This is a genomic window from Neobacillus notoginsengisoli (genome assembly GCF_003515685.1).
Taxonomy (GTDB): Bacteria; Bacillota; Bacilli; order Bacillales; family Cytobacillaceae; genus Bacillus_D; species Bacillus_D notoginsengisoli.
In genome coordinates, this window is the sequence record NZ_QWEG01000007.1 from 93,693 (window position 1) to 111,608 (window position 17,916).

Annotated in this window: 17 protein-coding genes; 4 read left to right on the forward strand and 13 right to left on the reverse strand. The window is 45.2% G+C overall.

Features of this window, described 5'->3' with window-relative positions:
• Positions 1–38 precede the first annotated feature (38 nt).
• The 3 genes from D1B31_RS12090 to D1B31_RS12100 all read left to right on the forward strand — a co-directional run bounded on the left by D1B31_RS12090 (position 39) and on the right by D1B31_RS12100 (position 2,307).
• On the forward strand, positions 39–815 hold the full coding sequence (locus D1B31_RS12090; protein WP_118921205.1) for a transporter substrate-binding domain-containing protein: 777 nt from the start codon (positions 39–41) through the stop codon (positions 813–815).
• 70 nt (positions 816–885) lie between these two features.
• Positions 886–1,551 (forward strand): amino acid ABC transporter permease, encoded by a 666-nt coding sequence (locus tag D1B31_RS12095; RefSeq protein WP_118921051.1) that lies wholly within the window; start codon positions 886–888, stop codon positions 1,549–1,551.
• Between the two features lie 12 nt (positions 1,552–1,563).
• Positions 1,564–2,307: an amino acid ABC transporter ATP-binding protein gene (locus tag D1B31_RS12100; protein WP_118921052.1), complete on the forward strand. Its 744-nt coding sequence runs from the start codon at positions 1,564–1,566 to the stop codon at positions 2,305–2,307.
• A gap of 85 nt (positions 2,308–2,392) precedes the next feature.
• On the opposite strand, the gene D1B31_RS12105 is transcribed toward D1B31_RS12100, so the two are convergent.
• The 6 genes from D1B31_RS12105 to D1B31_RS12130 form a co-directional block, all read right to left on the reverse strand.
• Positions 2,393–3,598, reverse strand: a complete 1,206-nt coding sequence (locus tag D1B31_RS12105; protein ID WP_118921053.1) for an MFS transporter — start codon at positions 3,596–3,598, stop codon at positions 2,393–2,395.
• A 192-nt stretch (positions 3,599–3,790) separates the two neighbouring features.
• The gene (locus tag D1B31_RS12110) at positions 3,791–4,498 is read right to left on the reverse strand and encodes an ABC transporter ATP-binding protein (protein ID WP_118921054.1); all 708 of its coding nucleotides are present in this window, start codon (positions 4,496–4,498) and stop codon (positions 3,791–3,793) included.
• Complete coding sequence (locus tag D1B31_RS12115) at positions 4,498–5,277, reverse strand: ABC transporter ATP-binding protein (RefSeq protein ID WP_118921055.1); 780 nt, start codon at positions 5,275–5,277, stop codon at positions 4,498–4,500. The genes D1B31_RS12110 and D1B31_RS12115 overlap by 1 nt, the downstream gene beginning before the upstream one ends.
• On the reverse strand, positions 5,252–6,223 hold the full coding sequence (locus D1B31_RS12120; protein WP_118921056.1) for a branched-chain amino acid ABC transporter permease: 972 nt from the start codon (positions 6,221–6,223) through the stop codon (positions 5,252–5,254). The genes D1B31_RS12115 and D1B31_RS12120 overlap by 26 nt, the downstream gene beginning before the upstream one ends.
• 11 nt (positions 6,224–6,234) lie before the next feature.
• Complete coding sequence (locus D1B31_RS12125; RefSeq protein WP_118921057.1) at positions 6,235–7,113, reverse strand: branched-chain amino acid ABC transporter permease; 879 nt, start codon at positions 7,111–7,113, stop codon at positions 6,235–6,237.
• A gap of 464 nt (positions 7,114–7,577) precedes the next feature.
• Positions 7,578–8,753 carry an ABC transporter substrate-binding protein gene (locus D1B31_RS12130; RefSeq protein WP_118921058.1) on the reverse strand — a complete coding sequence of 392 codons (1,176 nt, stop codon included), beginning with the start codon at positions 8,751–8,753 and terminating at the stop codon, positions 7,578–7,580.
• Between the two features lie 284 nt (positions 8,754–9,037).
• Here D1B31_RS12130 and pepT point away from each other — a divergent pair, with 284 nt between their 5' ends.
• Positions 9,038–10,270: a peptidase T gene (gene pepT / locus D1B31_RS12135; protein WP_118921059.1), complete on the forward strand. Its 1,233-nt coding sequence runs from the start codon at positions 9,038–9,040 to the stop codon at positions 10,268–10,270.
• Between the two features lie 52 nt (positions 10,271–10,322).
• Here pepT and D1B31_RS12140 read toward each other — a convergent pair whose 3' ends face one another.
• From D1B31_RS12140 to D1B31_RS12170, 7 genes are all read right to left on the reverse strand, one after another.
• Entirely contained in the window at positions 10,323–11,531 is a 1,209-nt protein-coding gene (locus D1B31_RS12140) for an ABC transporter permease (protein WP_118921060.1), read from the reverse strand.
• Entirely contained in the window at positions 11,532–12,416 is an 885-nt protein-coding gene (locus D1B31_RS12145) for an ABC transporter ATP-binding protein (RefSeq protein WP_118921061.1), read from the reverse strand.
• 119 nt (positions 12,417–12,535) lie between these two features.
• Positions 12,536–13,567 (reverse strand): LacI family DNA-binding transcriptional regulator, encoded by a 1,032-nt coding sequence (locus D1B31_RS12150; RefSeq protein ID WP_118921062.1) that lies wholly within the window; start codon positions 13,565–13,567, stop codon positions 12,536–12,538.
• A gap of 254 nt (positions 13,568–13,821) precedes the next feature.
• The gene (locus D1B31_RS12155; protein WP_118921063.1) at positions 13,822–14,637 is read right to left on the reverse strand and encodes a carbohydrate ABC transporter permease; all 816 of its coding nucleotides are present in this window, start codon (positions 14,635–14,637) and stop codon (positions 13,822–13,824) included.
• Positions 14,637–15,500, reverse strand: coding sequence for a carbohydrate ABC transporter permease (locus D1B31_RS12160; RefSeq protein ID WP_118921064.1), 864 nt, complete (start codon positions 15,498–15,500; stop codon positions 14,637–14,639). The genes D1B31_RS12155 and D1B31_RS12160 overlap by 1 nt, the downstream gene beginning before the upstream one ends.
• Positions 15,501–15,937: 437 nt before the next feature.
• A complete protein-coding gene (locus D1B31_RS12165; protein ID WP_118921065.1) occupies positions 15,938–17,242 on the reverse strand; it encodes an ABC transporter substrate-binding protein in 1,305 nt (434 codons plus the stop codon).
• A 262-nt stretch (positions 17,243–17,504) separates the two neighbouring features.
• Positions 17,505–17,834, reverse strand: a complete 330-nt coding sequence (locus tag D1B31_RS12170) for an MGMT family protein (protein ID WP_118921066.1) — start codon at positions 17,832–17,834, stop codon at positions 17,505–17,507.
• Between the last annotated feature and the right edge of the window lie 82 nt (positions 17,835–17,916).

Genomic DNA, 17,916 nt, shown 5'->3' on the forward strand with positions numbered 1-17,916 from the left:
TCCTATCAGAAGATGTCGAAAGGAGTTTGACCTTGAGCATGAAATTTGGAAAGATACTTTCTTTTTGTTTACTGTCTGTCCTGCTTTTGTCGGGCTGTGCCGAAAAGGCCAAGCTGGAGGACGGTTCTAAGCTTATTCGCAAGGGAGAGTTTACTTTTGCGGCTTCGGGCGAGTTTAAGCCCTTTAGTTATATGAAGGATGACCTAACGATGACCGGCTTTGATGTTGAGGTCGGCAAGGCTGTCGCGAAGGAGCTAGGCCTAAAGCCTGTGCCAAAGCGAATAAAATTTAAAGGGATTGTTGAAGGCGTGAAGACAGGAAGAGCGGACGCAGCCGTCGCTTCTCACACCATTAATCCCGAGCGGAGTAAGCATGTCTCCTTCTCGACCCCCTATTACTACTCAGGACCACAAATCTTTGTACGTCCTGACAGCGAGATTAAAACGGTCGACGACTTAAAAGGAAAAGAGGTTGCCGTAGCAAAAGGATCCACCTATGCGGATACTGCAAGCAAATATACATCTAACCTGAAGATGTACGACAGTGACATCACTGCTCTGAATGCATTAAGCATTGGAAGACACGATGCAGTCATAACAGACTTTGTCACCGGAAAAAGCGCGGCAAAGGAAGGGTTCGAAATTGAGGGGCGGCAGTTGATTGAGCGCAGTGAGCAGGCAATCGTCCTTCCCCAGGATAATCCGGCCCTTCTAAAAAAAGTCAATGAAGCGCTTGAAGCGTTGCGGCAGGATGGAACCTTAAGCAAAATTTCCATGAAATACTTCGGTGAAGATATTACGAAAAAACCTGATTGATCGTGGGGTAGCCATATAAAAAGAAATCAGGCATCACAGCCAAATTCCGTGCAGAAAGGAAGAAATTATTTTGCCTAGTTTTTCTCATTTTTTTAAGACATTAATGAGCAGCAGCGGCCTCTTTATGGACGCCATGCTCCTAACTTTAAAACTGACTGTCGTATCCATTTTGGTCGGTATACTTATCGGATTGTTTTTCGCCCTTCTAAAGATTTCCAGAGTGAAGTGGCTCGGCTATATTTCCGACGTCTATGTGTTTCTTGTCAGGGGAACACCGCTCATTGTCCAGATTTTCATTTTATATTTTGGGATCAGCGGATTATTCCTCCTTCCTGACTTTTGGGCAGCCTCCCTTGCCTTGGCTTTCCATAATGGCGCCTACATTGCCGAAATTTTCCGCGGCTCCATTCAGGCAGTTGATAATGGCCAAATGGAGGCAGGCCGTTCGCTCGGTATGGGCAAGTGGCTGGCGATGAGAAGGATTATTTTGCCACAAGCCTTCCGCAGGGCGCTGCCGCCGCTTGGGAACCAATTTATTATCGGTCTGAAAGATTCGTCCCTGGCCGCCTTCATTTCAATGGATGAGCTGTTCAATGTTGCGACAACACTCGGGTCAAACAATTTCGATGAAATGACGTATTTGCTGATTGTCGCCGTTTATTACCTGATTCTCGTAGCCTTGCTCACATTTGTCGTTAATCGCTTTGAGAAAAGGCTGGCAGCAAGCGACCGATAGGAGGAATTGTGGATGGAAACACGTGAAATGATTAAAGTTGAAAATCTGAATAAATCATTCGGAGATTTACATGTATTAAAAGATATCAATTTAACTGTGTTTGAAAATGATGTGGTCTGCCTCGTCGGCGCCAGTGGCTCAGGGAAAAGCACCCTGCTGCGTTGCCTGAATTTCCTGGAGAAGAAGGATCATGGCAAAATTGTTATAAATGGCAAGGAGGTCCGGCGTGAAACGCATGATATTAATGAAGTGCGCCAGCATGTCGGAATGGTTTTCCAGCACTTTAATTTATTCCCGCATATGACCGTACTGGAAAATATTATTGAAGCCCCTGTTCATGTTAAAAAGATTTCGAAAGAGGAAGCCTCCAAGGATGCGTTGGAGCTTTTGCGAAAAGTCGGGCTTAAGGACAAGGCGGATGTCTTTCCAAACAAGCTTTCCGGGGGGCAAAAACAGCGAGTCGCCATTGCGAGGGCGCTGGCGATGAAGCCAGATATCATGCTGTTTGATGAACCTACGTCCGCTCTTGACCCTGAGCTTGTCGGCGAAGTTCTCCAGACGATGAAGGAGCTTGCGGATGACGGGATGACAATGGTAATCGTGACACACGAGATGGGCTTTGCACGTGAGGTTGCGGACAAGATGGTCTATTTGGATGAAGGCATGATTGTCGAGAGGGCTCATCCTGATGAGTTTTTCAGTAATCCGAAAGAAGAAAGAACAAAGGAGTTCCTAAGCACCACAGGGTTGAAATAGGAATCAAGCATACTTAAAAGGGGACCAGCCGAAGCTGGTACCCTTTTAATCATGAGCATTATAAACGGAGTGTAAATGAAAAAATTTAAGCAAGTTCCTTTGCCCTTGTTTCCTTGCCGAAGAAAAACACAGCTGCCGCCCCTATCAGAATGGAAATGCAGAAGACTGTAAAAATGACATGGATGGAGTACCCTTGGGCGGAAAGATACGGGACGAGGAGCGGGCCAAGAATCCCTCCAACTCTTCCGAATGAAGCAGCCATGCCGGCACCTGTCCCCCTGACAGACGTCGGATACTGTTCCGGGGTATAAGCATACAGTGCTCCCCACGCGCCAAGGTTAAAGAATGACAGAAATGCACCAGCTGTCATCAGGACCCATAATGTATCTGTTGTCCCAAAGAAGTAAGCACTCGCCGCTGTTCCCGTAAGATAGACGACAAGCACGAATTTCCTGCCGATTTTTTCAATAAAATACGCTGCCGTGAAATAGCCCGGAAGCTGGGCAAGTGTCATGATCAATACATATTGAAAGCTCTTAATCATGCTGAACCCTTTCATAATCATCACACTTGGAAGCCATAAAAACATGCCGTAATAGGAAAAAACAACGCAAAACCAAAGGATCCATAGCACGGCCGTCTCGCGGAAGTATTTTTTGGACCACACTGTTTTTACCCCTTCTAAGGCAGTGGGCTTTTGCTTTTCTTTCAGTGTCAAGTAACGGGGTGAATCCGGCAGGTTAATCCTCAGGTAAATGGCGTAAAATGCCGGAAGCGCTCCTAGAATAAGCGCGGCCTGCCAACCAAACGTTGGTATGATAAAATAAGAAATGACAGCTGCAATCAGCCAGCCTGCAGCCCAGAAACTCTCAAGCAGCACAACCACCCTGCCCCTTTTTTCAGCAGGTACAATTTCGGAGACGAGAGTCGATGCAACCGGCAGTTCCCCGCCCAGCCCCATTCCAATCACAAAACGAAGGACGAGAAAAATGGCCAGTGAAGTCGTTAAAGCGGACAAACCGCTGCCGACTGAAAATAATAATAACGTTATAATAAAAACATTTTTCCGGCCAACCCTGTCTGCCATTAGCCCAAACAGTAAGGCTCCGACTGCCATTCCGATGGAGTTGACACTGCCTATCCAGCCCATTTCCTTTGGTGTCAAATCCCAATCTATTTTGAGTGCGGCAATAATGAACGAAAGCATGCCGACATCCATGGCATCGAACATCCAGCCGAGTCCGGCAATCCCTAATAATCTTTTCTCTGAAATGCTTTTTGACTTTTTCATTTTATCCCCCTGCTACGATGAATTTTGTCCCTTTTTTGGACAGCCCCTTAGCTGTCTGTTTTTTATTTTAACAGGTGTCAAGACAGTTATCATCATTTATTTTCAGGAATATTTCCCGGGAAACAAATTTCGGCAAAAAACAACAAAAAACCACCCACCTGTTTAGGATGGATGGTTTATTGGATTATTATGCTAGTGGCCGCCGAGGTAGGCCATTTTTACTTGCTCGCTCGCATGGAGTTCTTGTGCGGAACCTGATAGAACAACCCTTCCTGTTTCAATGACATAAGCCCGATTTGCAATCGATAAGGCCATATGGGCATTTTGCTCAACGAGGAGAATGGTCGTACCGGCTGCGTTGATTTCGGTAATGATCCGAAATATCGTTTTAACAAGCAAGGGTGCCAGACCCATCGATGGCTCATCAAGAAGCAGAAGCTTTGGCCTAGCCATCAGTGCCCTGCCCATGGCCAGCATCTGCTGTTCCCCACCTGATAAAGTTCCTGCCTGTTGCTTGAGGCGCTCCTTGAGCCTCGGAAAAATTTCATAGACTTTATTGAAATCCTCCTTTATCCCTGCTTTATCCTTACGGAGGAAGGCACCCAATTCAAGATTTTCTTCAACCGACATATTGGCAAAAACACGGCGGCCTTCCGGAACCTGTGAGATTCCCATCTTTACAATGCCTTGCGCCGCCTTGCCGCCAATTCCCTGGTTCTCAAATAAGATTCCCCCCTGCTTAGGCTTTAGCAGTCCAGAAATTGTTTTAAGTAATGTACTCTTGCCGGCTCCATTGGCACCAATCAGTGTCACAATTTCTCCCTTGTTTACTTCAAGGGATACACCTTTTAACGCCTGTATATTTCCATAATAAACGTTGATCCCTTCTACTTTCAGCATTAAGATACCTCCTCGCCCAGATACGCCTCAATAACTTTTGGATTATTCCTGATCTCGTCCGGTGTTCCCTGGGCAATCAGCTGGCCGTGGTCAAGGACATAAATTCTTTCACAAACCCCCATGACAAGGGGCATATCATGTTCAATCAACAGGACTGTCAGATGGAATCTTGTACGGATAAAGGAAATAAGGTTCATAAGTTCCTTTGTCTCCTGTGGGTTCATACCTGCAGCCGGCTCATCAAGGAGAAGCAGCTTCGGATTGGCTGCGAGCGCGCGGGCAATTTCCAGCCTTCGCTGCTGCCCGTATGGAAGATTTTTCGCCTTCTCATCCCGGAAACGATCAAGCCCGAAAATCTTTAAAAATTCGACCGCTTTCTCATCCATTTCCTTTTCCCCGCTAAAGTGTTTCGGGAGACGGAAAACAGAGCTTGGGATTCCATGCTTGGCAAGTGAATGGTAAGCCACCTTGACATTGTCTATGACGGACAGTTCACCGAACAGGCGGATATTCTGAAACGTCCTGCTGACTCCCTTCCTTGTTATTTTGTAAGGAGGCAGCTTTTTCAGGCTGTCGCCGTCTAGCAATATTTCTCCTTCAGTCGGAACATAGACCCCAGTCAGCAGGTTAAAAAAGGTTGTTTTTCCCGCGCCATTCGGGCCAATCAACCCGACCAGTTCGCCCTGGAACAACTCCAGATTGACATCCCATACAGCTTTCAGGCCCCCGAAGCGGATCCCGGTTTTTTCAACCTTAAGCAACGGTTTGTCCTGTGCCATCATGATCCCCTCCCGCCTTCTTTGACTTTTTAAAGAATGAAGTGATTTCCCTCGTTCCAAGCAACCCTTGAGGCCTGTACAGCATGGTCAGGATCAGAATGACACTGTAGAAAATCATCCTTGTCTCGGGATAGGCTTGCAGGAATGTCGAAACAATTGTCAGCAGGATAGCGGCAATGACCGACCCCGACAAGCTTCCGAGTCCACCAAGCACAACGATGATCAATATATCGAAAGATTTCAAAAATCCAAAGTTCGATGGCTGGATGAGGTAAAAGTTATGGGCAAACAAGCCTCCTGCTACCCCGGCAAAGAATGCACCGATAGCAAAAGCTACAACCTTATAATAGGTTGTATTAATTCCCATTGCATCCGCGGCCGTTTCATCTTCCCGGATGGAGATACAGGCCCTTCCATGAGTTGAGTTTGTAAAATTGACAATGACTAGAAGAGTGATGAGGACGCAGGCAAATGTCCAAGTCCAGGTGCTCATCTGCATGACCTGCATGCCGCTTGCCCCGCCAACATAATCAAAGTTCAATAAGGCGACTCGGACAATTTCGCCAAACCCCAAAGTTGCAATCGCCAGATAATCCCCTTTTAGGCGAAGGCTTGGAATGCCGATGATCAAGCCCGCGACCGCTGCGGCAAGCCCGCCAATAACAAGGGCAGCAGCGAAAGGAAGCTCGAACATCATTGTCATGATAGCTGCTGTATAAGCTCCAACCGCCAGGAAACCGGCATGTCCAATTGAAAACTGTCCCGTGATCCCGATGATTAAATGAAGGCTGGCAGCAAGCATAATATTAATTCCCATCGTCACGATGGTATTCACATGGAATATGTTCAGGATTTCCCCCGTTATTAATGCCTGAATGACAGTATAGATGACAAGAGCCAGTAAAATTGAGAGCCAGAAACCTTTTGCGCGCTTAACATAATTCATAGTGCTCCCCCCTACACTTTCTCTCTCACATTTTTGCCGAACAGTCCGGATGGGAGGAAAATAAGAATCAGGATTAAGACAATAAACGCAACCCCATCGCGCCATAGGGAGTAGCCCGTCGCGCTGACAAGTGCCTCGATGACTCCAAGCAGAAGGCCTCCTACCATCGCGCCTGGAATAATGCCGATTCCCCCTAGAACCGCTGCAACAAATGCTTTCAGCCCGGGAATGATGCCCATTAATGGTTCAATCTTCGTATAATAGGTTCCAAAAATGACCCCTGCGGCTCCTGCAAGGGCCGACCCCATCGCAAAAGTCGCCGAAATTGTATTGTTCACATTGATTCCCATCAGCCTCGCTGCATCCGCATCGTGTGAAACGGCCCGCATCGCTTTGCCGATCTTTGTTTTATGGACAATGAACTGAAGGATGACCATCAAGGCAACAGATACACCGAGGATGAACAAAGACTGGCTGCTGACTGATACGCCAAACAAATTGATTGTTTCCTTAGGAAGCACGCCGGAAGGGTAAGCTTCCGGCTGGGCTCCCCGGACATAAATCACACTGTACTCAATCAGAAGCGAAACCCCAATCGCCGTGATCAATGCGGCAATTCGAGTGGCATTCCTGAGTGGTTTATAGGCAATCCTCTCAATTAGAACGCCGAAAATCGAGCAGACGACCATTGATATGAGTAGGGCAGGAAAAAATGACAGCTCCAGGATTGTGATAGAGTAAAAGCCGGTAAATGCCCCGACCATAAAAACATCGCCATGGGCAAAATTAATTAATTTTACAATTCCATAAACCATTGTATAGCCGAGTGCTATTAAGGCGTATATGCTCCCCAGTGATATTCCGTTAATCAATTGTTGTAGAAATTCCATAATCAAACTCCCCTTGAAAGGTACTGTAGTAGGTGTTCCTTATGTTTTTCCTCCTTTTTCATCCGTAGCTTGACTTTTATATAGGTTGAACTAGAGATTTTCTTTTCTAGGTGAATCTTGGTTGATTTGCGCTTCAGGCACTTCGCTTTCCGCGGGGCGTCAGTGGAGCCTCCTTGGCGCCTGTGGGGTCTCCACCTTGCCGCCGCATCCCGCAGGACATACAGCTTCCCTGAATAGGCTTTGCACGAAGAAAATGTGATAGCATTTTCGAGGAGTCTTCGTGCCTTCCGCTCCAATCAACCTGCTTCCTAGACTAATTTGTGTAAAAATTAACTTCAACCTATATAGAAGGAATTACTGTATCGCTTACCAATAGATGATTAGCTGTTTAACCCGAAATAGGGGGACAATGCCCCCTATCCCGCCAGCTATCAGGAAGCGATTGGCTCCTGATTCCAGCCTTCCTACGGATTAACTTTTGTTTCGAACTTCTGCTCGCCGCCTTCATACTTCAGGATGGCCGCTGACTTAACCGGGTTATGGTTTTCATCCAAAGTCAATGTTCCTGAAACAAGTTGAAGATCTTTGGTTTCTTCCAATGCCTTTCGGATTTTTTCCGGATCTGCACTGCCAGCGCGCTTAATTGCATCCGCTAGGTATAAACCAGTGTCATAACCTAAAGCGGCAAAGGCATCCGGTGATTTGCCCTTATACTTCTTCTTGAAAGCTTCTACGAAATCTTGAATTTTCTTGTCAGGATCCGCTGAAGAGTAATGGTTTGTAATGAATGTATTGTTCAGAGCGTCCGCGCCGCCAATTTCAACAAGCTTCGGAGAATCCCAGCCATCTCCGCCCATGAATGGAACATCAAGTCCAATTTCGCGCGCCTGCTTCACAATCAGGCCTACCTCTTCATAGTAACCAGGCAGGAAAACAAAATCAGGGTTTTCGGATTTCATTCGTGTCAAGGTTGCGCGGAAATCTGTGTCTTTCGCTACATATGCTTCTTCGGAAACAATTTCGCCGCCTTTTGCTTTAAAGGCCTCCTTAAATGCTGCAGCAAGCCCTTTAGCGTAGTCGCTCGCTGTATCAACATAGACAGCCGCCTTCTTGGACTGGAGCTTGTCAGCCGCGAAATTCGCCGCCACGGTTCCCTGGAACGGGTCAATGAAGCATGTTCTGAAAGCAAACGTATTCAATTTGCCACCTTTGCTCGTCACATCAGGGTTGGTCCCGGTAGGAGTAATGATTGGCACTTTATGCTTCTCAGCCAATTGAACCTGTGCCAGGGTATTCCCACTGGTTGCTGCCCCGACAATCGCTGCCACTTTGTCCTGGCTGATCAGCTTGACCGCTCCTGCCGTTGCCTCAGCGGCCTCTGACTTATTATCAAACTTTACGAGTTTAATTTTCTTGCCATCGATACCTTCTTTGTTAATTTCATCCACTGCCAACTGGAGGCCCTCGGAAATAGATTGGCCATAGGATGCCACCCCGCCCGAAAGCTCAAGGTTCGCCCCTATTTTAATGGTATCTTTTCCTCCTCCCGATCCACTGCTCCCCTGGCTGCCGCAGCCTGCCAAAACCCCGGCAATCAAAGAAAATGATAGAAAAATTCCTGCCAATCTCCTTTTCTTCATCACGTTTCCCCCTATTTTCTTTTTTGCCAATTTTAGTATACTCTCGCTGCTCAACAGAATATTATCTATTCATAATAAAAATAATATTCTGAAAACATTGTACATGATTCCCTTATTATCGTCTAGTCCTGAAATGATTTTCTTATTTATTTTTGTAGCCAGTAACCAACATGAATCGACAATTGGACATTTTGAACCTTTAGTTTCAGTCTTTCCGCCAGATTGTATTATAATGGAATGTAAGGAAAGATTATATTAATACTATACATAGGAGATGCTTCCCATTGAAAAACGAAATAATTGAACGATTTATTTCTTATGCAAAAATTAATACCCAGTCGGATGAGAATAGCTCCTCCTGCCCGTCCACACCTGGACAATTGGAACTGGCGCGAAATCTTGTTGAAGAGTTGAAGCAGGTTGGCATGCAAGAGGTTACGATGGATGAAAACGGGTATGTGATGGCAACGCTCCCTTCCAATACCGACAAAGATGTTCCAACGATTGGATTCCTTGCCCACCTCGATACAGCGACAGATTTTACCGGGAAGAACGTTAATCCCAAAGTGATTGAAAACTATGATGGCAACGATCTTTTGCTTAATGAAGACCTTAACATCGTGATGAAAACAGCAGACTTTCCCCAACTGCCAGAATATGCTGGGCACACCCTTATCACGACTGATGGGACAACACTACTGGGCGCAGACAATAAAGCAGGCATTGCGGAAATCATGACAGCAATGCGTTATCTGATCTCCAAACCAGAAATTAAGCACGGGAAAATTAGGGTTGCTTTTACTCCTGATGAAGAGATTGGCAGGGGGCCGCACAAATTCGATGTCGGTGCATTTGGTGCAAAATTTGCCTACACAGTTGACGGAGGGCCGCTTGGTGAATTGGAATACGAAAGCTTCAATGCCGCTTCCGCCAAACTGACTTTTCGTGGAACGAATATTCACCCTGGCACTGCAAAAGACAAGATGGTCAACTCCATGAAAATTGCCATGGAGTTTAACCGAAGGCTTCCAGAAGAGGAAGCTCCGGAACGAACTGAAGGGTATGAAGGTTTCTATCATCTTATTTCTTTTTATGGGGATGTCGAGGAAACGAAGGTTTCCTACATCATTAGGGATTTTGCCAAGGAAAACTTCGCTGCGAGAAAAGCCAAGATGAAAGAGATTGCCCAAGAACTGAGAGAAATCCATGGCCAGGATGCAATCCAACTGGAGCTGAATGACCAGTATTATAATATGCGGGAGAAAATTGAGCCAGTGAAGGAAATTGTCGATATTGCCCATGAGGCCATGACTAGCTTGGGGATTACGCCAATTGTTAAGCCGATCAGGGGTGGGACGGATGGTTCGCAACTGTCCTACATGGGGCTTCCTACCCCGAATATCTTCACAGGCGGGGAGAACTTCCACGGAAGGTATGAATTTATTTCAGTCGACAATATGCTCAAATCAGTTGAAACGATTGTGGGTATTTCCAAGCTGTTTGAACAGAAAGCCTAAAGTCTATATAGACCGAAAGCAAAGTGAGGCAGGGGACGGTTCCCCTGCCTCACTACATTTCTGCATTTTTGGCTATTTTAATGATATCCGCGAGGCTTGTTTTGCCGCTGTATCTCATGACGCCTTTTGAGTAAATCCGGTTGGCGATGAAGCTCAGCAATCCAATCGACGCCAGCAGGACAACAATTGACATAAGGATTTCCAGTACTCCTGCTTCACCGAGGACAATGCGCGAGAAGACGACCATCGGTGAGAAAAATGGAATGTAGGAGCTGACAAGGACAATCCCGGCATTTGGATCGAGCATTGATTTCATTCCGAGCATGAAGGCCCCCATGAGCAAAATTGAGACCGGGAAGATGATGGAGCCGATGTCTTCCATCCTGCTGATCACAGACGTAATTGAGGCAAACAGCAGGGCATAAACGACATAGCCCAAAACAAAATAAAGACTTAAAAATAAAAATATTTTTGGATTCAGAACTGACAAGTCCAGGGGCATGCCGAATATTTGCAAATCACCTGATGTCCAGCCGAGAAACTTGGCGACGCCATATGCAAACGCGACCATGCCAATCTGAAGCAGCCCAGATATCATGGCTGCGGTTATTTTCGCGTACATCATGGTAATTGGCTTTACCTTTGTAATCATGATTTCCATAACCCTGCTTGTTTTTTCTCCGGCGATGCTTAACGAAACCGTGTTGCCAAACATAATGATAAACATATACATCAGAAATAGGAAGAAGTAAACGAGTCCTAGTGATTCGGTCTTTTTAAGCGCAATTTCTTCCACTTTGACCGGGGTTAATAACGCATTGGCAACAGCAGGATCCACATTGTTTTTTGTCATGACCGCATTCAAGTATTGCGGCTGGACAATTGTATTGACCAGGCCCAGCACCTGAAAGTCAGCCATCCTCCGAAAATAGTACTCTACCTCGGGTGACTCACCGCTGCCCTTTAGGATGATCAATGCATCCACTTTGCCATCCTTTACTCTTTTTTTGATGCCTTCGGTTTTTGCCTCATCGACTTCCTTTATGTCGGCAAATTCAGCTTTAACCCCCTTGGTTTCAAACGAATAGCCGGAAGACTGATTGCTGACATAAACGGTCATTTTTTCTTCTTTTCCGAAATAATGGGTGAACCCAAAATAGCCAAAGATGGCGGCAAACAGGACAGCCGCGGTAATGATGAACCCCTTGCCGGACAAGCCTTCTTTTAAATGAAACTTCAATACCGTCAGAAACTTTTCCATTTACCCCACCCTCTCCACAAAAATTTGATGCAGTGTTGGTTCGAGCAGGGAAAAGTTTTGCAACTGGATCCCCGCTTCTGCGGCCGCGTTAATGATGTCCATGCCTTCATTTTCGTTATGTACTTTGGCAGTATAGACTGTGCCGTTTTGCTCAAATGGCATGTTAAACTTATGGAAAACAGGTGCAAGCGGCAGCTCGGATGTAATCCTTAAATTTTTGTAGCCATAATCATCCTTCACCTTTTGAAGCTTCCCAGATACTTCTATTCTGCCCTGCTTCATCATGCAGACATTTTCGCAAAACAGTTCAATAGACTCCATGCGATGGCTCGAAAGAATAATCGTCTTGTTCTGTTCAACAAGCTCTTCAATCACTGTTCCAAGCATTGTGGCATTTACGGGGTCGAGCCCGCTAAATGGCTCGTCAAGGATGATAATTTCCGGATCATGGAGTAGCGTTGCGATGACTTGGATTTTTTGTTGATTTCCTTTTGACAGCTCACTTGCGAGTTTGTTTTTATATTCGATCATTTCAAATTTCTCAAGCCAATACTCAATCCGTTCATTCGCCAGTTTCCGGTTCATTCCTTCCAGCTGGCCAAAATAACGCAGCTGTTCGGCAATTTTTGATTTCGGATAAAGGCCGCGTTCTTCCGGAAGATACCCTATTGAAAGCCCATCCCTTCTGAAAGGCTTACCATTCCAAAGAATTTCCCCATTGTCCGGCTGAACAAGCCCCAACATCATTTTGATCGTTGTTGTCTTACCGGCGCCATTTCTGCCGAGCAGGCCAAGTACTTGGCCTTTCGGCAAGCTGACTGAAATATCGTTGACTGCAATCGTATCGCCGTACCGTTTTGTTAGATTACGAATTTCCAAACCCATATTTTTCCCTCCTTCATTCTCTTTAACTATAATTCAACATAATTAACCTCTCAATAATTATTTTACAATTCAGGTTATTATTCCCACCGGAAAAACCCGCTTTCGCGGGTTTCTTTTCATTACAAGGCCGTTAGGATTAGCGGGGCACATGACTTTCGTTCAATTAATTCAGCGGGGATTATGACCCCTTTCGGCTCAGTTTCGGGATCCTCTATTTTTTCAATTAAATATTGGGTTGCTTGATAGCCCAGATTGAAAGTTCCAATATCAATTGATGTTAATGGAGGATTTGAATGTTCAGAGAGTGAGAGGTTGTTAAAACTCACGATGGAAATATCCTCAGGCACTCTTATATTACATACCTCAAAACTACCAATCATTTCATGAGCAAGCAGATCATCCAGTGTCACAATGGCTGTAGGTCGTGATGGAAGCTCCATCAATGCCTTTACCGCATCCTTCCCATTTCCGGATACCATATCATTTGTAAAGATATATTGCTCCCTATACGATATTCCTGCCTCTGCAAGTGCCTCTCTGTATCCTTTCAGCCGATCGATTGTGACTACAAAATCCCGATTTCCACCAACAAATGCAATCTCCGTATGCCCCAAATTTAATAAGTACTCAGTCATTTGCTTCGTAATCCCCACATTATCATTGTCGATATATGTGATGGAATTTTTGTTTCGATAAGGTCTCCCGACAACTGTGAAAGGAAAGCCGTTCTCCATTAGATATTCCATCGTTCGGTCAGTTGTTCTCGAATACAACAGGATTATTCCATCAACCCGTCTTCCCATCACCATGGAAACCACTTCTTCATGAATTTCGTCCTGAGTCGTGCCCGTTGATAAATAAATTCCATACTTTGTCGCATGGGCCTGCCTGCTGATTCCTCTCAGCACTTCCGGAAAGAAGGGATTTTGAAAGGCTTTTTCAGCAGATGCTGGCATAATTACTCCAATGGTCCGAGTACTTTTTGCCGCAAGGCTCCTTGCTTGGAGATTGGGGTAATAGCCAAGCCGCTCCATTACTTCCTTGACACGCTGTTTCGTCTTTTCACTAATACGGGGGCTGTCAGCTATGACCCTTGAAACGGTGGAAGGTGCCACTTTTGCCTCTTTTGCAACCTCTTTTATCGTAACCATCCTGCTTCCTCCCGGTTCTAAAAGCTTCTATTTATTTCTATAATGTTAAACTAAGATTTTGATTAGAATAAACCTTGTGGTTGATTTCCACTCTAGGCGCTTCGCTTTCCGCGGGGCGTCAGTGGAGCCTCCTCGGCGCATGGGCGCCTGTGGGGTCTCCACCTTGCCGCTGCATCCCGCCGGAGTCTTCGCCGCCTTCCGTTCCAATCAACCAGCTTTACAGACATGATCAATTCTTTAATAACCAAGCTTCCCTACTTGACTGCCCCTTCAGAAATCCCTTTAATAATCTGCTTCTGGGCAAAGAAATAAGCAATGATGACTGGAATGATTCCAAGCGACAGGCCGGCCAGCGCCAAATGCCACTGCTTTGTATACTCCCCAAAGAAGAAGAACATTTTCAACGGAATCGTTTCCATTCCATCCTGGTTAATGACAAGCGATGGCAGAAGGTAGTCGTTCCAAATCCAAATTGTATTCAATATCCCTACTGTTACTGTGATAGGTTTGAGCATCGGGAAGATAATATACCAGAAAACCTGGAATTTATTGGCCCCGTCAATCGTTGCAGCCTCATCCAGCGATTTTGGGATATTATTCAGCGTGCCATGGTAAAGGAAAATAGACAGGCTGGCTCCAAAACCGAGGTACATGAAAACAAGTCCCGATCTGTTTAACATATCGAGTTTTCCAAAAATGGTCACAAGCGGAATCATGACTGACTGGAAAGGAATCAACATAGCCGCCACAAAAAGGAAAAAGATAACTGTACTAATTTTGCTCTTATTGCGTGAAAGGGCATAGGCCGCCATCGATGAAAACACAATGATAATTGCGACGCTGGCAACCGTAATGATCAGCGAGTTCATGAATGTCTTCAAAAAATCCAGCCGGGTAAAAGCTTCAATATAGTTATCAAGATTGAATGCCTCCGGAAGTTTTAGAGTATCTGCAAAAATTTCACGTTTTGATTTAAATGAGTTGACGATCATGAGATAAAAGGGAGACAGCCATAAAAGGCCAAGAATAAGCCCCAGAACTTCAATCGGTAATTTAGATGTTCTGCGCATTATAGTTCAACCTCCCTTTTCTTGTTTATATAAACCTGGGTCAATGAGATGATTGCAACAATGATGAAGAAGATGACTGCTTTCGCTTGCGCATAAGACATATTCAGTTCCACAAATGCAGTTTTAAATATTTCCATAGCAACCATTTGGGTCGAATTATACGGCCCGCCGGCAGTCAATGATAAGTTTTGGTCATAAAGCTTAAAAGTATTCGACAGTGTCAGGAACATGCTAACCGTAAACGCTGGAGCAACAAGCGGAAAGACGATATATTGCAGCCTTTGAAATGGTCCTGCGCCATCAATCTCTGCTGCTTCAAGAAGTTCATTCGGCACCCCTTCGAGATAGGCAATATAAATAACCATAATATAGCCTGACATTTGCCAGCTCATCAGGATGACAAGCCCCCAAAACCCTGTTTGTGTCGTTGATAACCACCCCTGCAGGCTCTCAACCCCCATCAGGCTGCCAATCCCATCAAATACCTTCATAAAAATAAACTGCCAGATAAAACCCAAAATCAGACCACCAATTAGGTTCGGCATAAAAAAGATCGTTCTCAAGAAATTGCTTGACTTGATTCTCGAGGTAACGATTAATGCCAAAGAGAGGCCAATGAAATTAATTAGGATAATAGAAACGATGGAAAACTTGACCGTAAACCAGAGGGCATCCATGAATTTTTTATCCTGGAAAACCTTCACATAGTTTTCAAACCCAATAAAACCGCCTGTCTCAATGCCGTTCCAATTTGTAAATGAATAATAGACCCCTAGGCCAAGCGGTAAAATAACGACCATTGATAATGCCAAAAGAACAGGAGCAAGAAATAGCCAATATGATAGGTCTTTTGTACGGAGCATGGTAAAAACCCTCCAAATTATTTGCTTCGTTTACGGTATGGGCATCCACATCCATTGTAGTGGAATCCAGACGCTATCGCGTTCACCATCCGTAATTGCTGAATTTCACAATACCGGGTAAAGATGTATATTTCATAACGGCCTTTGGACAGCCGTTTTGTGCTCAAATTCATAAATACTGGTAATTTTTTCCGGTAGCAACAAAGGGACTGATTTATAAGGTGTTTGCCTTATGAAACCAGACCCTTTGCAACTGCCATTAAAATTTATTATTCATTTGGCTTTGTTGATTTCCACTCCGGGCACACGCTTTCCGCGGGGCGTCAGTGGAGCCTCCTCGGCGCTCTAGCGCCTGCGGGGTCTCCACCTTGCCACTACATCCCGCCGGAGTCGGTGCCCTCCGTTCCAATCAACTTATGAATAAATCCATTGCCTGATTATTTACGTGCGTCTTCCCATGCCTTCTTCGATTCCTTTACAACATCGTCCCACTTTGCCTCGTCGCTGACATACTTCTGGATCTGGACTCCGAGAGTTTCTTGTCCCCAGCCAGTTGGATAGCCCATGAATGTCCAGCCGATCGTCTTACCTTCTTGAGAATACTTATAAATCTCTTTTGATAGTGGATCTGATATTTTTGAAGAGTCATAGCCGTCATAGGCAGGAATAAACTTAAATTCGTTAAGAACGGTTTCTTTGCCTTCATCAGAAGTATAGAGCCAATCAAGGAACTTCTTCGCCTCTTTAATTGTCGCTTCATCTTTATTGCTGTTAACGCCCCAATACATTGGAATACCTACTGGCAGAGCGTCTTCCTTGTAGCCCTCAACAGGAATTGGGAGGATTCCAATGCCGTTGTCAGCGAATTCCTGGTCAATTCCAGCGATAGAGCCGTAAACCCAGTTCCCCTGTTGAATCAGAGCAACCTTCTTAAGGGAGAATAGTTCTTCAACCTGCTTTGCGTAGTCAAGGCTCACGGTTGGCTGCGCAGAAAACTTATTCTGCAGGTCAAGTACCTTTTTAAAGCTGTCGCCATATGTGAAGTCGACTTTTTTTGCATCGAAGGCTTTCAATACATTGCCATCGAATTCACCTGCAAGGAACGCATTGGACAAGTGCAGGCCAGTTACCCAAGTTTCCTTTGCAGGAAGGGCAAAAACAGCTTCAAGGCCGAGATCCTTTTTCTTGCTGTCAAGCGTTTTTACTGCTTCTTCAAGAGCGGCAAAGCTCTTAATTTCTTCAGGCTTGATGCCTGCTTTTTCAAAAACTTCTTTATTGTAAATAAAGCCATAGCCTTCCTGGTTAAATGGAAGTCCCATTACTTTACCGTCTACAGTAACGCCATCAAGCGTTCCTTCAAGGGCAGCCTTGGAAGCCTCTGTATCGGAAATGTCAGCAAGCTTTGCTTTCCAGTCCGCAACGTCCTGAGGCCCGCCGATGTTGTAAATTGCAGGCTCTTTGCCAGAAGCAAATTTAGACCTTAATGCAGCACCATAATCCTCGCCGCCGCCAACGGTTGTAATGTTGATTTTCACACCTTCATTTTCTTTCTCATACTGTTTTGCCACTGCTTCGAACTGATCCTTGAATTCCACTTTGAATTGGAAAATATCAAGTGTTACGTTTCCATCTTTCGATCCGGTTTTCTTCGATCCTCCCGAGGAAGAAGAACAGCCTGCTAATACAAGGCTCAACAGTAGGACACATGCGAATAAGCTTGAAATCAGTTTTTTCTGCTTCATGACTTGCCTCCAATAATGGTAATTTTTTTGCGCAAAAAAAGCGCCGAAACTGCCAAGGAAAATAGTAATCTGCCAAGAAACATTCGCGAAATCGCTTGCACAACCATCCTAAAAAAAGCCTCTCAAAATCGCAAGGCTTGTACATATAGCCGTTAGGGACCTCCTCCTTAGCAAGAACGAGTTAGCAGTGAAAACGTTTGCACAGCCTGGCCTATTCATCGTAACACGTCACCGGGGCGGCTGCAATATTTATCTGGTGAATTTAGTAATCTTTTCCCATTTCCCATTCTTCCGGCTCGAACAAACTGACAGAAAGCTTAACCTTATGGCCGCTAAAAGATACTCCTTCTTCTTCAAGCATAAACCTTTGATAGCCACTTGCCTCTTCGTCCCTTATGGCAATTTCCCCTTGTGCATTGACGACCCTATGCCAGGGGAGGCTGTATTTGCTGCTCATCGAGTGAAGAATTCTAACAACCTGGCGCGCCGCACGGGGACTGCCTGCAAATTTTGCAATTTGCCCATATGTCATCACTTTCCCGGGGGGAATTTGAGCAATCAATTCAATCACGCGTTTTGTAAATGGAGACATTGTTTTTCCCTCCCTCACCCAACGGGTATCTATTAATTAGGAAATTTATTAATTCTGCATATTCTTTAAATTTATATGCACT

Coding starts and splice junctions, on each gene's coding strand:
- D1B31_RS12090 (WP_118921205.1), top strand. CDS start 39: ATGAAATTTGGAAAGATACTTTCTTTTTGTTTACTGTCTGTCCTGCTT.
- D1B31_RS12100 (WP_118921052.1), top strand. CDS start 1,564: ATGGAAACACGTGAAATGATTAAAGTTGAAAATCTGAATAAATCATTC.
- D1B31_RS12105 (WP_118921053.1), bottom strand. CDS start 3,598: ATGAAAAAGTCAAAAAGCATTTCAGAGAAAAGATTATTAGGGATTGCC.
- D1B31_RS12110 (WP_118921054.1), bottom strand. CDS start 4,498: ATGCTGAAAGTAGAAGGGATCAACGTTTATTATGGAAATATACAGGCG.
- D1B31_RS12115 (WP_118921055.1), bottom strand. CDS start 5,277: ATGGCACAGGACAAACCGTTGCTTAAGGTTGAAAAAACCGGGATCCGC.
- D1B31_RS12120 (WP_118921056.1), bottom strand. CDS start 6,223: ATGAATTATGTTAAGCGCGCAAAAGGTTTCTGGCTCTCAATTTTACTG.
- D1B31_RS12125 (WP_118921057.1), bottom strand. CDS start 7,113: ATGGAATTTCTACAACAATTGATTAACGGAATATCACTGGGGAGCATA.
- D1B31_RS12130 (WP_118921058.1), bottom strand. CDS start 8,753: ATGAAGAAAAGGAGATTGGCAGGAATTTTTCTATCATTTTCTTTGATT.
- D1B31_RS12140 (WP_118921060.1), bottom strand. CDS start 11,531: ATGGAAAAGTTTCTGACGGTATTGAAGTTTCATTTAAAAGAAGGCTTG.
- D1B31_RS12145 (WP_118921061.1), bottom strand. CDS start 12,416: ATGGGTTTGGAAATTCGTAATCTAACAAAACGGTACGGCGATACGATT.
- D1B31_RS12150 (WP_118921062.1), bottom strand. CDS start 13,567: ATGGTTACGATAAAAGAGGTTGCAAAAGAGGCAAAAGTGGCACCTTCC.
- D1B31_RS12155 (WP_118921063.1), bottom strand. CDS start 14,637: ATGCGCAGAACATCTAAATTACCGATTGAAGTTCTGGGGCTTATTCTT.
- D1B31_RS12160 (WP_118921064.1), bottom strand. CDS start 15,500: ATGCTCCGTACAAAAGACCTATCATATTGGCTATTTCTTGCTCCTGTT.
- D1B31_RS12165 (WP_118921065.1), bottom strand. CDS start 17,242: ATGAAGCAGAAAAAACTGATTTCAAGCTTATTCGCATGTGTCCTACTG.
- D1B31_RS12170 (WP_118921066.1), bottom strand. CDS start 17,834: ATGTCTCCATTTACAAAACGCGTGATTGAATTGATTGCTCAAATTCCC.